Raw genomic sequence first — 13,700 nt, 5'->3', positions numbered from 1 at the left:
GGCCTGGTGGGGACGGCGAATTGTCTAGAAGCCCGGCAGGGGCTGCGTCATGGACTTGTGGAGCGTGCTCGCCGTGTCCGTGGTGGTCTGATGCGTGACGGTGTAGCCGCCCGTGTTGGCCTCGAGCTTCTCCAGCATCAGGTTGAGCTGACTGCGCACCGTGGCGAAGTCCTGGAGCCAGGTGTCCATCGCGCCCTGGTAGGTGCTGGCCGCGTCGCCGGTCCAGCTCCCCCGCAGGGCGTCGATCTGGCTCTGCATCTGCGTGTAGCTGCTGTTGGCCTCGTCCACCGCTGCCTGGAAGCTGCCCTGGGCGGACTTCATGCCCGCGATGCTCACCGATGCTTCTGTGTTGCCGGCCATGGCCGTTCCTCTCGTCCGTGGAGTCGTCGGTCGTCACGATCGTCGTCGGGGCCGGTGGCGGTCGTTGACCGGATTCCGGGCACGCTGCCCGACCGACCGCCGATCTCTGCCCGTTCGTCCCGTCAGGGGCCCACCAGCGTCGTCGCGGGCAGCGGGAGCTCCTCGGGCAGGTCGTCGAGGACCAGCCGGCGGGCGCGGGCGCGCGCGGCGACACGGTCCGCCAGCCGGTGCGCGCCGTGGGCGCCGTGCGCCGGGTCCTGCCCCGCCAGTGCCGCGGCCACCTCGTCGTTCATCTCGAACCCCAGCACGGCCAGCCGCCGCCGGGTGAGGTCGGCGAGTCCGGCACCGGTCCAGGAGGGCAGCCGCAGGTACTCGGCGAACGACGCCGCGAGGTCCGTACGGTCGCGGAGCAGGTCCATCAGGTACGGCGCGCCGCCGGAGAGCACCAGCACGGCGCCGTACGCGTCGCGGGACGCGGCCTGGGCGGCCAACGCGTCGACGACGGCGTCCCGTTCGGCGGCCGGGCGGCGCTCGAAGGCGGCGTCGGCCTCGGCGACCAGCAGGCCGCCGGCGGCCTCCCGGAACGTGTGGGCCAGATACGCGCGCGGCTGCTCGGGCCACCGGGCCGGGACGGCGGACAGCGGCACATGGCCGAACGCGCCGGACGCCATCACGCCGTGTTCGGCGAGCGCCCGCGCGTAGGCGGCGGCCACGGCACGGCGTCCGCTGCCGGGGGCGCCCTCCAGGACGATGTCGGCCAGTCCGGCGGTGCCCTGGCCCAGCCCCACGAGGGTCTCGACTCGGGCGGCCAGCGCCTCTGTCACCGGGTCGAGTCCCGTGAGGGCGGCCAGATGGCGGTCGGCCGGCCCGGGGGCGGGCTGTGCCCGCGTACGGGGTGAGGCCGGGGGAGCCGCCGGTGTGTCGGCGGGGGTGCTCGGCGCGTTGGCGGGAGAGGGAGCAGCGGCCACCGGCTGCGGGCCGGCGGCCGGAGCCGGGGTCGGCGTGGGCGCCAACTCTTCTTCCAACGGCTGCTCTTGGCCCTGGGCCCGTGTCTCCGGGCGTGCCCGCCCCGCGGGCGTGGGCGCCTGCGGGACCGGGGTGACGTCGGCGGCGGTCAGCAGGCTCAGGTCGCTGTCGTGCTCCGGCGGTCGCGCGGCCAGCCGGGAGGCCTGCGTACTGATCATCGACTCGAAGACCTGCCGGGCGACGCGGCCGTTGCCGAACGTCGGGCCCTTGGGGACGTCCTCGAAGTAGCGCGACAACGCCTCCAGGGCGTCGTCGGCCAACTCGTAGTAGTGCTTGGCGCACAACCCCCGGACGATGGTGACCAGTTCCTCCGGCGCGTAGTTCGGGAACTCGACCGTGCGGGCGAACCGCGAGGCCATCCCCGGGTTGGAGGCGAGGAAGCGGTCCATGTGCTCGGAGTAGCCGGCGGCGATCACCACGATCTCGTCGCGGTGGTCCTCCATCAGTTTCATCAGGGACTCGACGGCCTCCTGGCCGAAGTCGGGACCCGTACCGCGCGACTGGTTGGTGAGGGTGTACGCCTCGTCGATGAACAGCACCCCGCCCAGGGCCCGGTTGAAGACCTCGGTCGTCTTGATGGCGGTGCCGCCGATGATCTGGGCGACCAGGTCGGCCCGGGCCACCTCGACGATGTGGCCCTGGCTGAGGATGCCCAGCTCCGCGAGGACCGCCCCGTACAGCCGGGCCACCGTCGTCTTGCCGGTGCCGGGCGGCCCCGCGAAGACCAGGTGGCGGCTCATCGGAGGCATGGGCAGACCCATCTCGGTCCGCCGCTTGGTCATCTTGTTGAGGTTGATCAGCCCGGTGACCTCGTGCTTCACGCTCTCCAGACCGACCAGCGCCTCCAGTTCGGCCAGCGGCCCGGTGCCGGAACGAGGGGCCTCGGGGTCCTGCTGGAAGGACGCCGGGGCGGGGTCCGGCGTCGCGTCCACCGCGCGGTCCCGGGCGTTGTCCGAGACGGCGCAGTTGCTCAGGTCGGTACGGGCGTCGGCGTGGGCGTTGACGCCGTGCCCGTTCGCGCCGGTCATCCGGCAGCCGACGGCGATGAGGGAGCCGCCCGCCAGCACCCGCACGGCGTCTGTCGCGGAGCCTGTGAACTCGCTGTCGTGCGCGGTCAGTTCCGCACCCTCGCCGACGACGGCACCGCAGTCGCGCAGTGCGCAGGCCGCCAGGTACGCGCTCGACTCCCCGGCGAGCGCCAGTCCTTGGCCGCTGCTCAGGGTGATCGTGGCGTCCCGCAGGGTCAGCCGCGCGCCGCCCTGGGCACGGACACCGGCGCCCGACGTCCCGACGACGCTGAGCCGTTCCAGTTCCACGGTGCCCGAGTCGGCTGCCTGCACGGCGGCCGTCGCCGCGTCCCGGACCACAAGTCCGGTCGCCGTGACCGTGGTTGCCGCCCCGGTGACGTGCAGGCCGACCGGGGCGCCGGTGATCTCGCAGTCCTCAAGGCGGGGCCGTGCGCCCCCGGCGGCCTGGAGACCGGTGCGCGCCGCGCCCGTCATCGTGCAGCTCCGCAGATGGGGCGCGGCCCCTTCGGCGACGTGCACGGACTGTCCGCCCGAGCCCGAGAAGGCGCACTCCGTGAGCGTGGTCTCGCCCCGGCTCGTGAGATAGGCGTCCAGCACCGCGCTGCCGGTGACGGTCACCCGGAGCAGGGTGGCCCGCGCCTCCTGCTCGACGGCCACCGCGGGCTTGCCGCTCCCCGTGATCCGGGTGGACTCCACGGTCGCGGACGCGGTGCCGTTGACACAGACGCCGTTGCCGCGTGCACGGTCCAGACGGCAGTCCCGTACGTCCAGACGGCCCTGCTCGGCGACCACGACGGCCGACGAGCCGGCCTCGGTGATCTCCGTGTCCTCCAGTACGTTCCCGCCGCGCGAGGTGACGACGACGCCCGCGCCGTTCGGATTGGTGACCCGGCAGCCGCGGGCGGCCAGGACGCCCTCGTTCCACGCCAGCACCGCCGTCCAGGCGGTTCCCTCGATCACACAGCCGTCCAGCGCCGCCTGCCCGCGCCGCAGGTCCAGGACCGGCGCTTCCGGGTCCGCGCCGGACAGCACCAGACCGGAGAGCCGCACCGCCTCCGCGTCCACGACGACGGTGCTCCCCGACGGCGCGTGCACCCGGACGGACCCGGCGCCTCCCTCGGCGGCCAGGGTCACCGCACGTGTGATGTCCAGTGCCTCCTCGTAGCGGCCCGGGGCCACCGTGACCAGCGCCCCCTCCGCGGCCTCGGCCAGCGCGCGGGCGATCGTACGGTGGGCGCCCGGCCGGTCCGGGGACACCAACAGGACCTGCCTGCTCACGGCTTGTCTCCTTCTGTACGACCTGCACGCCCGGTGTCGGGGGTGAGGATCAGTCCGGGCGGGTCGGCGCTCTCCGCCTTGGCATCGGTGCCGGCCTTCTCCAGGGCGTCGAGGATGTTCCCCAGGCCCTTGAGGGCGATCTCGTCGAGCTTCACCCGCTGGAGGTCGACCCGGCCGTCCTCGGCGATCTCCGACGGCGACACCTCCCGCATCAGCACGGCGTCGCCCACCGTCCGCAGCACCTTGAAGGACGTTCCGGGCAGGAACACCACCCGGTCCGGCGCCGCCGGGTCCAGCGAGCCGGTCCTGCGGGCGGTCATCGACCAGATCAGGACGTCGGTGGCCCCGCTCCCTCGCGGACCCGCGTGCAACGACGTCCGGGCGTGACAGAACGCCCACTCGGTGACCAGCCTGTCGGCCCGGTACCAGGCCCGTTCGGCGTCCTGGAGACGGGTGCGCAGCAGGGCGGGTCCCCGGTAGGACGGCAGCCTGCGCAGACCGGCCGTCACACACCGGGCGAGCGGCACGTGCGGTCCCGCGGTCGCCGTGCGCACGGCCGTGTCGGCCGCCCGGCTGTCGCCCGACAAGTACAGCCGCACGGCGACGAGTTCGGTCAGCGCGTCCGCCGCCTCCGTCCGTGATCCGCCGCGCAGCCCCGGCGACTCGGACATCATCCGCGACACGGAACCGGCCGTCGCGTTGTACTGCTCGCTGAACGTCCGCCGCACCCAGTCCCGTTCCTGCGCGACACCCCGCTCGGGTGGCAGCGCACACGCGGCGGTCCTGGGCACGGGCTGCACGCGCACGCCCGCCGCCGCACCGGTCGGGGTATTTAGCTCCGGGCGGGCGGGCGCCGCGACAAAGGCCCCGGCGCCGTCCGCGGGTTCCGGATCCGGATCCGGATCCGGATCCGTCCGAGTCTCCGGCTCCGGTGCCGGAGCGCCCGACTCCAGCCGGAAGCGGGGGGCGGCGGGCCGGACGGGGCGCGGGGCGGCCCCGGGCTCCGCCCGGGACTCGTGGCTCGGGCCGACGCCGTCCGCGCGGACAGGTGTCAGAGCCGGGTCGCCCTCGGGGCCGCGCACCGGCACTGGCGCTGTGCCGACGTCCGGGACCGCTTCCGGTGCCGTCGCCTCCGGGCGATCCGGCGTGGGCACGGTGACCCGATCCGGATCGTGGCCTTCGGCAGTGGGGCCCGGTGTCACAGGAGTCGGCTCGGGTCCGGTGCCGGGCGCGCCGGGGTCCCGCTCCCGAGCCGCGTGCCCCGACGCCGCTCCCGGCTCGACCACGGGCGCCGTCTCGGGACCTGCGAGGGCGCGCCCTGTCGAAGTGACCGTCCGGGCGGGGGAGTCGGGCCACGGCGTGGTGCGCGGGACCTGAGGGCCGGGGGCACCGCGAGAGGTTTCCGAGCCCACGGACTCCGTCCGGATACGGGGCACGGCCCCCCGGGACGCGGCTCTCGCCGCCACGACCGGAGTGGTCTCGGGCATGCCGGATCCCCCCGCACGGACCGCGCCGTCCAGCGCCGGTGCGGGGTTCGAACGGTCCGTACGCTCCTCGGATCGACGGTCGGCCGACCCGGTGACCGCGACGACCACACCGTCCGGAGCCTGCTCGCCGAGCAGCCGTGGCTCGTCAACGCCCGCTTGAGCAGGGGCAGTCGACGACATCTCGGACCCGGACTCCGCTGTCGCGGGCGTCGGGTCCATCCCGTCGGGCGAGCCGGTCGCGGTCGCCGACGTGCGCGCGTCGGAGTTTGATGCCGCGCCCCGCAGAGCCGCGCCGTCCGGCACCGGTGCGGCACCCGAACGATCTGTACGGGCCCCGGATCGGCCGTCGGCTGACGCCGTGACCGTGGTGGCGGCGCCATCCGGAGCCCGCTCGCCGGGTTCCGGTGCCGCGCTCGGCGGCGCCTCTCCGTCCGGTACCGGCGCGGGTAGCGAAGGGCCGGGACCCGCCTCGGACGGGCGGTCGGCCGACACGGTGACCGTGGTGGCCGCGCCGTCCGATGTCTCCTCGCCGGACAGGAGCGTCTCGCCAACGCCCGCCTGGGCAGCGGCGGTCGACGGTGTCTGCGGGCCGGATCCCGCTGCCGTGCGCGTCGAAACGACCCCGTCGCGGGAGGTGGTCGCGGTCGGCGCCGGACGCGTGCCGGATTCCGGTGCCGCGCCCCGCGGTGCCTCCGCGCCCGGGAGAGCCGTCGGACCCGACGGCGTCCCGGAACCGGGCTCCGCCCTCGCGCCGGCCCGCGGGGCCTCCCCTTCGGAAGCCGTCACCTCGCCCGGACCCCCGGCCGATACCCGGTGATCGGGCCCGGCGGTGCCGTGTGCCGGTGTGTACGTGGTGTGGTCCGGCAGGCTGCTGCCCTGGTCGGGTGGGCCCGAGGGCAGGTCCGCGTACAGGACCACCTCGTGGTCCAGGGCGTTCGCCAGGCCCTGGCCGGGAGGCAGGGAGGCAGGAGTGTCGAGCGTGCCGTGGAGGACGAACCGCACCGCGGAGCGGGCGTTGGGCAGGACGGTGTCCCAGTAGCCGGCCACGTCGTCGACGGGCAGCGGCCCACCGCCGGGGCTGCCGAGGACGACGAGGAGATGCCGGGTGTCCGTGGGGAGGGTCTCGACCGCCCGACGGTCGGCCGCGGACAGCGGCTCTCCGACGGGCCGCAACCAGACGCCGGACGGGACCGGTCGGACGGTCGTGCGGTCGCCCGCCCGACGCGGCCGGGTCGGCACGGAGAACTCCCAGTGCGGCTTCGGAAACCGCTGGGAGTCGGGTTCGACGGCGCGCCCCGGCCGGAACCGCAGCCAGGCGGCACCTTCGTCGCCGGGTACGAACAGGCCGCCCGCGACGGTCGGGACGAGGGCGCCGTCGGGGGCGAGGACCTCGCGGCCGAGCCGGTCGGCGATGCGCCCGGCGGCCGTCCGCACGTCGTCGCCCCTGCCGCGGCCGAAGACCAGCCGCAGGCTGCCGTACCGGGAGGAGGACAGCACCTTGGCCACCGCCGCCCACTCGTCGGCGAGCATCTCGGCCGGCAGGTCCACGACGGCGAGGGTGTGCTGCGGGTCGTGCGCGAGGCCGCGCGCGAAAACGGCCGCCCGCTCGTCGAACCGGTCCTTGGGATGGACCAGGAGCGCGTCGCCGACCGGTGTCGCGCGCAGGCGGAGCTTGCCCATCCGGCTCAGCCCTTTCCGGCGGCGGAGCGGCTGAGCACCGGGCCGTCGGGCAGGAGGGCGAGGGCGCTCGCGGGCAGGGTGAGCCGGTGCTTGGTGTCGGCGAGCCCGAGGGCCCGCGCGGCCGCGTCGTCGGCGATCCGGTACTTCACGCCCTGCTCGGTGACGAGGTACTGGCCCCCACCGTCGGCGGGGACGGCGAGGACACCGGCACCGGCGGGAAGGGCGACCCGCCGCCCGGCCACGGCGGCCACGGTCAACCGGTACTTCCCGTCGTGGAGTTGCTCCAGGCAGACCGTTCCGCCGTCGAGCGGGTGGACGCCGACGACGTCCGGGATCCGGTCGGTGGGGCCGCGGTCCGCCGAGACCTCGGCCACCGCGATGTCCGCCTGGGTGACCCGCCGGGGCTCGGGCGCGCCGGAGCGGGCGGCGAGCAGGGCGTACGCGGTCGCGTTGACCGGGACGAGCCCGTCGGAGCGCAGCAGGTAACGGTGTTCGGTCCCGCCCGAGCTGGTGCGGAAGAGCTGCCCGACCGGGGCGGCCTGTCCGGCGACCTTCCCGCCCGGCTTTCCGGCGTCCGGCGGCACGGGTGCGTCGAGCGCAGCGCCGGTCGGGACCGCGGCGAGCCAGTCGGCGGCGGCCCTGAGCGGCGTCCGGTCGTCCAGTCCTAGGGCGATGAGGGCGGAGTCGTCGGGCACCGGGTGCTTGACCCCGCGGACGAGCAGATAGCGGGCGTTCTTGGGGCCCTTGAGCAGCACCTGACGGTCGGACGGCAACGGGCGCAGCGCGGCGGCGGACGGGCCGAAGGCGAGGGTCTGCCCGACGACGCGCGACCCGATACCCGGCAGGCAGCGCGCCCACGGGCCGGCCGTCAGCGCGGACGCGTCCGGCACCGTGTCCGGAGCGCCGGGGATACCGACCGGCCCGCCGTGCGGAACCCCGGCGAGGGACTTCGCGGAGAGCGTCTCGGGTGCCGACCGCTTGCCCGCGATGAGCAGCGCGGAGGCGTAGTTGCGGGTCGGGCGCAGGACGCCGCCCGCGTAGACGTAGCGGTTGCCGGTGTCCTCCTCCAGGACGACGGCCCCGTCCTTGCGCCAGTCGTCCTTCGCGACGGGCGAGATCAGCCCGTACACGCCGAACCCGGCGCACAGCAGCACCACCACGCCCACGCCGAACACGGAACCGAGGGCCGACCGACGGGTCGGGCTGTCGCCGCGACCCGGGTCACCGCTGACGAGGGCCGAGGCCAGCCGGCCCATGGCGAACTGGTACGCCTGTACGTGATCGCGTCGAGTCTGCACGTCCGCCCGCCCTAGCCCGCGAGCCCGCGGAAGTACGCGTACGCGTCGAGGACCTGGAGCAGCAGCGGCAGCAGGGCGATCGCCGTGACGATCTCCAGCAGGTCGCCGAGGTGCCCCCAGATGGGCAACAGCCGGGCGCGCGGCAGCCGCCAGGCGCCGACGAGCAGCAGGACGGCCGCGGCCAGCAGCACCACGAGGGCGACGACACGTCCCGCCGGGCCGCTCGCGGCGGTGCGCACGACGAGGACGAGGGCCAGCCCGTACGCGCCCGCGAGAACGGCCGGCACCCGCTGGAGGGTGCCGTTCGTGCCGCGCGCGCGGAGCAGCACGGCGAGGCTCAGGGCGAGGGGCAGCAGCCAGCCGGTCCAGCCGTGTTCGGCGGCCGTCAGCAGCCACAGGGCGACCGCCCAGACCAGGGCGGAGGCGACGCCGATCATGTCGAGGCAGGCGGTGGCGACGGAGACGCGGAGCGCCACCCGCGCGTCCGGCTCGGGTTCGATGTCGAGCTGGAGTTCCCGTGCGTCGTGCGGCAGTTGGGGGACCCGCAGCCGGGCCGTGCGCAGGGCCAGCCGGGGCGCGAGATGACCGAGCACGAACAGGGCCACGGCGACCACGGCGGCGGCCTGGTCGCCGCGCAGTCCTGCGCCCTCGGCCAGCCCCGCGCCGGCCGCCGCGGCGATCGCGGTCAGCAGGACGGTGCCGGGGACGACCAGCGGCAGGGCTCCCAGCGCGAACAGCGCACCGGCCAGCGCGATCACACACCCGGCGCCGAGGAGCACTCCGGTCAGGCCCGGCGTGTGGCCGCCGGAGTGGCTCACGCGCAGCGTCGCGCCGGCGAGTCCGGCGAAACCGAACGCGCCGAGTCCGGCGACCAGGACGCTGGTCCGGTCAGCGCCCATCCGGGCGGCCGTCGCGCAGGCGACGGCCAGCACCAGGCCCACCGCCGCGGCGACGGCGGACGTACGGGGACCGGTCCCCGCGCCGAGCAGCGCGGCGGCGAGCCCGACGAGGGCGAGGCAGGCCAGGCCGGCGGCGAGGCCCCGGGTGAGTTCGGGCCGCCACCTGCCGGGCCCCTCGCCCACGGTGTGCGCGACCCCGTCCGCGACGTCGTCGAAGTGCAGCGCGGGCAACGGGGCGTCGGCGGGCCGCAGATGGAGGACGTCGCCCTGGCGCAGCCCCGCGCTCTCCGGGGTGGCCTCGGCGCCGAGCGGTTCCTCGCCGAGTCGTTGCAGCACCCACGGGGTGCCGTCCGTGGCGGACCCGGTGGGCAACCGCCGGAGCAGGACCGGCAGCAGCGCGGACACCGGGGTGGTGACCGGGACGGACAGATCGGTCCGGCCGTCCGGTGTCTCGACGGTGACGCGGCAGACCTCGGTGGCCCGTCCCGTCAGCGGTACTGCGGTGGTCATCATGCTCCTGTGGGGACGGGGGACGCCGACACCAGTCCGGTCTGGACCAGCTTGACGGTGCGGCGGGTGACGAGCTGGGCACGCCCGGCCGGCAGGGTGCGGGGCTTGGCCTCGCCGATGAACTTGCCCTCCTCCTTGGGGTAGGAGAACAGCAGCGCCGGGTTGCCCAGCTCCCACATGCGGCGGACCAGCGGGTCCATGACGGAGCGCATCGCGCCCGAGGTGCTGCGGGCGACGACGAGGTGCAGCCCGATGTGGGCGCCCTGCGCGAGCAGCGGTACCAGGGGGGCCATCGGGGACACGGATCCGGGGCCGCCGCCGAACAGGTCGTAGTCGTCGACGAGGACGAACAGCAGCGGTCCGGTCCACCAGTCCCGCTTCTCCAGCTGTTCGGGCGTGACGTCGGCGCCCGGCTGCCGCTTCGCCACGGACACCGCGGCGCTCTCGGCGAGCTTGCCGAGGCCGTCGTTGTCGACGACGTAGCCGACGCGGTACGCCTCCGGGACGTCCTTGAGGAGTCCACGGCCCGGGTCGGCCAGCAGGATGCGGGCCTCCTCCGGGCGGTAGCGGGCGGTGATCGCCCGGATCGCGAGGCGCAGCGCGTTGGTCTTGCCGGTCTCGCCGTCTCCGTACACGAGGAGGTGCGGGGTGGTGCCGAAGTCGTGCCAGACGGGGGCGAGCCGCTGCTCGTCCCAGCCGAGACAGAACCGCAGGTCGCGGGTGTCCGCCGGCGTCGGCAGCCGCCGTGCGTCCAGGCTGGTCGGCAGCAGGCGGACCCCGGGGGCACTCCCACCGGTCCAGAACGTGTCGATCTCGGCGACCGCGGCCTTGGTGGCGGCCGTCAGGTCGTCCGTCCGCGAGGAACTGTCGAGCCGGGGCAGCGCGGAGAGGAAGTGATGTCCCGACGCGGTCAGGCCGCGCCCCGACTGGTGCGGCACACCGGCCGCCGCTCGGGAACCGACCTCGGACTCCATCGAATCACCGAGCCGCAGTTCGAGCTTGGTGCCGAGCATGTCCCGCAGCCGGGGCCGCACTTCGGACCAGCGAACCGCGGAGACCACCACGTGCAGGCCGAACGACAGCCCGCGAGCGGCGAGTTCCATCACCCGCTGCTCCAGGTCGTCGTAGTCCTGACGGAGCGTGGCCCAGCCGTCGACCAGCAGGAAGACGTCACCGTACGGGTCGTCCACCGCGCCCTCGGCGCGCAGCGCCCGGAACGCGGCCATCGACTCCAGCCCCCTGGCGGCGAACAACTGCTCACGCCGTTCCAGAAGTTGGGAGAGCTCCTCGACGGTCCGCAGGACCCGGTCGCGCTCCAGCCGGGTCGCCACCGAGCCGACGTGCGGCAGACCGGCGGTGGACACCAGACCGCCGCCCCCGAAGTCCAGGCAGTAGAACTGGACCTCGGCCGGCGTGTGGGTCAGCGCGAGCGACAGCATCAGGGTCCGCAACAGCGTCGACTTGCCGGTCTGCGGCGCACCCACCAGGCCGAGGTGCCCGTCGGCCCCGGACAGGTCCGCGACCAGCAGCTCGCGCAGCTGCTCGAAAGGCCGGTCCACCAGACCCAGCGGCACGCGCAGAGCACCTTGCGCACGAGGGTCGGACGCGCCCATGCCGCGCACCGGGTCGGGCACGATGCCCGGCAGCAGTGCGTCCAGTGCGGGCGACTCCGACAGGGGCGACAGCCACACCTGCCGGGCGGGCGGACCGTTGTCCTCCAGCCGGCCCACGAGGACGTCGAGAAGACTGTCCTCGGCGCTCTCGCCGCCGCTCTCGGCCGTGTCCCCCTCGCCGCCCTGGTCGCGCAGCGCCTCCTCGGCGAGCGACACGAGTGCCGCGGCCTCCTCCTCGGCACGGACCGACGCCAGGGCGCCGCGCGCCTGAAGACCGAAGGCGGTCACCTCCAGCGCGGCCCCCTCGCGACGGCCGGCCTCCTCCGGGTCCGGCGCCGCGGGAACGGGCCCGGAGACGTAAGCGGCCTTGAACCGGACGAGGTTGGTGGTGTCCACCTTCAGATAGCCGTTGCCGGGAGCCGACGGCAGCTCGTACGCGCTCGACGTGCCGATCACACTGCGCGACTCCATCGACGAGAAGGTGCGCAGCGCGAGCCGGTACGACAGATGACCCTCGACGCGATGGATCCGCGACTCGTCCAGACGCTGGGAGGCGAGCAGCAGATGCACGCCGAGACTGCGCCCCAACCGGCCGATCGACACGAACAGCTCGATGAACTCCGGCTTGTTCGCAAGCAGTTCGGAGAACTCGTCCACGATGATCAGCAGCGACGGCAGCGGAGCCAGCGTGCTCGCGCCGGCGCCGCGCGCCTTCTCGTACTCGTACAGCGAGGCGAAACCGGCCTCCCGCAGCAGCTCCTGACGGCGAATCATCTCGCCGTTGATGGAGTCGCGCATGCGGTCGACGAGGTGCAGCTCGTCGGCCAGGTTGGTGATGACGGCCGAGGTGTGCGGCAGCCGGTCCATGTTGAGGAAGGTGGCACCACCCTTGAAGTCCACCAGGACCAGGTTGAGGATCTCCGAGGAGTGGGTGGCCGCCAGGCCCATCACCAGGGTGCGCAGCAGCTCGCTCTTGCCGGAGCCGGTGGCGCCGATCAGGAGACCGTGCGGGCCCATCCCGCCCTGCGCGGACTCCTTCAGGTCGAGTTCGACGATCTCGCCGTCCTCGGTGACACCGATCGGCACCTTGAGGCGGGCGTCCTGGGCGAGCCGGGGGCGCCACTTGGCGGGTACGTCGAAGCCACGCACGTCACGGATGCCGAGCATGGCCGTCAGGTCGAAGTCGGACTCCAGCGGCCGGTCCACCAGGTCGACGCCACCGCCGGTGCGCATCGGCGCCAGGACACGGGCGAGGGTCTCCGCCTCCACGGGGCCGAGCCGGTCGGCCCGGCCGGAGACCGTCTCCGTGCCGCTCGGGAAGTCGACCCGGCCGTCGCGGACGGTGAGCCGCAGCACCTTGGGTCCGCCGGGCACCGCACCGGTCAGGTCGAGGAGCACCACTCCGCGCACTCCGGCGCCGAGGAGGCGCGAGGTCTCGGGGATCCGTACTCCGTGCGCGACGATCACCGTGAACGGCTCCGCCACGCTCGGGGCGGACGCGGGGTCGTGATCGGGCCGGTCGCGCAGTTCGGGACCGAGCAGGTCCAGCAGGGCGTCGTGGTCGCCGGCGGCGAGCCGGACCGGACCGGCGGCGTCCTCCTCGTGCGGATGCGCGTTGTGCGGAAGCCATTTGAGCCAGTCCCACGCGCCCAGCGCCTCGTCGTCCCCGAGCACCGCGACGCGCAGCTCGTCGGGGGAGTGGAGGACCGTGAGCTGCCCGAGCATCGCGCGCGCCAGGGCCAGCGCGTCATCGGTCTCGCCGGTGAACTCCACGCTGGTGAAGCGGCGCAGCGACACGGGCACGGGCAGCAGCGGAACGGTCTGGTGGGCCCGGGTGAACCGGCGCAGCGAGATCGCGCACAACGGCTCCAGGTCCTCCACCGGCTTGGTCTGCGGCGGCAGGAACTCCAGGGCGGCCCGCCGGGTGCCGAGCCCGATGCGTACCCGCGCGAAGTCCTCGTGGCCGGGCCTGCGTTCCCACAGACGGGGGCCCCGAGCGAGGGCCCACAGATCCCCGGCGTCCGGGTTGTCCCAGAGCAGCGCCTCGCGCTGGGCGTCGGCCGCCTGCCGGGCCTGGGTGCGCTTCTGCCCGAGGTAGCGCAGGTAGTCGCGCCGTTCCGCCCGCATGCGGCGACGGCGTTCCGCACCGGGTCGGCCGACCTGCATCAGCGTCATGCTGACCATGGCGACGCCCATCATCCCGGTCATCATGTACATCGACGTGCCGCCGCTGCCGACCGAGAACATCAGCACCATGGCACCGGCACCCAGGCCCATGGGCAGGTACATCATCACCGAGCCGAAGTCCGCGGTGGCCGGCTCCCCGAGGACGGGGGGCTCGGCGAGTTCGACCTGGCCCTCGGGCATCGGGGGACCCTCGGCACGCGGCGAGCGCTTGGCGACCACGGTGCTCAACGTGCTTCCTGCTTTCCTGCGGCTTTTCCGCGGCGCTCGCGCCACTGAGTCTTCGTCCCGAGCGTAGGCAGGACGCCTCCGGGCCCCCCGCCGCACGGACCGATGT

At 74.4% G+C, this 13,700-nt stretch carries 6 protein-coding genes; all 6 read right to left on the bottom strand.

What is annotated here, in order from left to right:
- Nucleotides 1-24: 24 nt before the first annotated feature.
- Entirely contained in the window at nucleotides 25-360 is a 336-nt protein-coding gene (locus tag AB0C62_RS02835; RefSeq protein WP_362969296.1) for a WXG100 family type VII secretion target, read from the bottom strand.
- A 122-nt stretch (nucleotides 361-482) separates the two neighbouring features.
- Nucleotides 483-3,692, bottom strand: a complete 3,210-nt coding sequence (locus AB0C62_RS02830; RefSeq protein ID WP_362969295.1) for a right-handed parallel beta-helix repeat-containing protein — start codon at nucleotides 3,690-3,692, stop codon at nucleotides 483-485.
- A complete protein-coding gene (locus AB0C62_RS02825) occupies nucleotides 3,689-6,859 on the bottom strand; it encodes a hypothetical protein (protein ID WP_362969294.1) in 3,171 nt (1,056 codons plus the stop codon). The genes AB0C62_RS02830 and AB0C62_RS02825 overlap by 4 nt, the downstream gene beginning before the upstream one ends.
- Before the next feature lie 5 nt (nucleotides 6,860-6,864).
- Nucleotides 6,865-8,157, bottom strand: a complete 1,293-nt coding sequence (eccB, locus tag AB0C62_RS02820; protein WP_362969293.1) for a type VII secretion protein EccB — start codon at nucleotides 8,155-8,157, stop codon at nucleotides 6,865-6,867.
- Between the two features lie 11 nt (nucleotides 8,158-8,168).
- Nucleotides 8,169-9,566: a type VII secretion integral membrane protein EccD gene (gene eccD / locus AB0C62_RS02815; protein WP_362969292.1), complete on the bottom strand. Its 1,398-nt coding sequence runs from the start codon at nucleotides 9,564-9,566 to the stop codon at nucleotides 8,169-8,171.
- On the bottom strand, nucleotides 9,566-13,594 hold the full coding sequence (eccCa, locus tag AB0C62_RS02810) for a type VII secretion protein EccCa (protein ID WP_362969291.1): 4,029 nt from the start codon (nucleotides 13,592-13,594) through the stop codon (nucleotides 9,566-9,568). The genes eccD and eccCa overlap by 1 nt, the downstream gene beginning before the upstream one ends.
- Between the last annotated feature and the right edge of the window lie 106 nt (nucleotides 13,595-13,700).

The organism is Streptomyces sp. NPDC048643 (genome assembly GCF_040650615.1).
Taxonomy (GTDB): Bacteria; Actinomycetota; Actinomycetes; order Streptomycetales; family Streptomycetaceae; genus Streptomyces.
This window is presented reverse-complemented; position numbering and strand designations above follow the sequence as displayed.

Bases quoted from the DNA above. Each gene is read 5' to 3' on its own strand.
- AB0C62_RS02835 (WP_362969296.1), bottom strand. From the start codon at position 360: ATGGCCGGCAACACAGAAGCATCGGTGAGCATCGCGGGCATGAAGTCC.
- AB0C62_RS02825 (WP_362969294.1), bottom strand. From the start codon at position 6,859: ATGGGCAAGCTCCGCCTGCGCGCGACACCGGTCGGCGACGCGCTCCTG.
- eccD (WP_362969292.1), bottom strand. From the start codon at position 9,566: ATGACCACCGCAGTACCGCTGACGGGACGGGCCACCGAGGTCTGCCGC.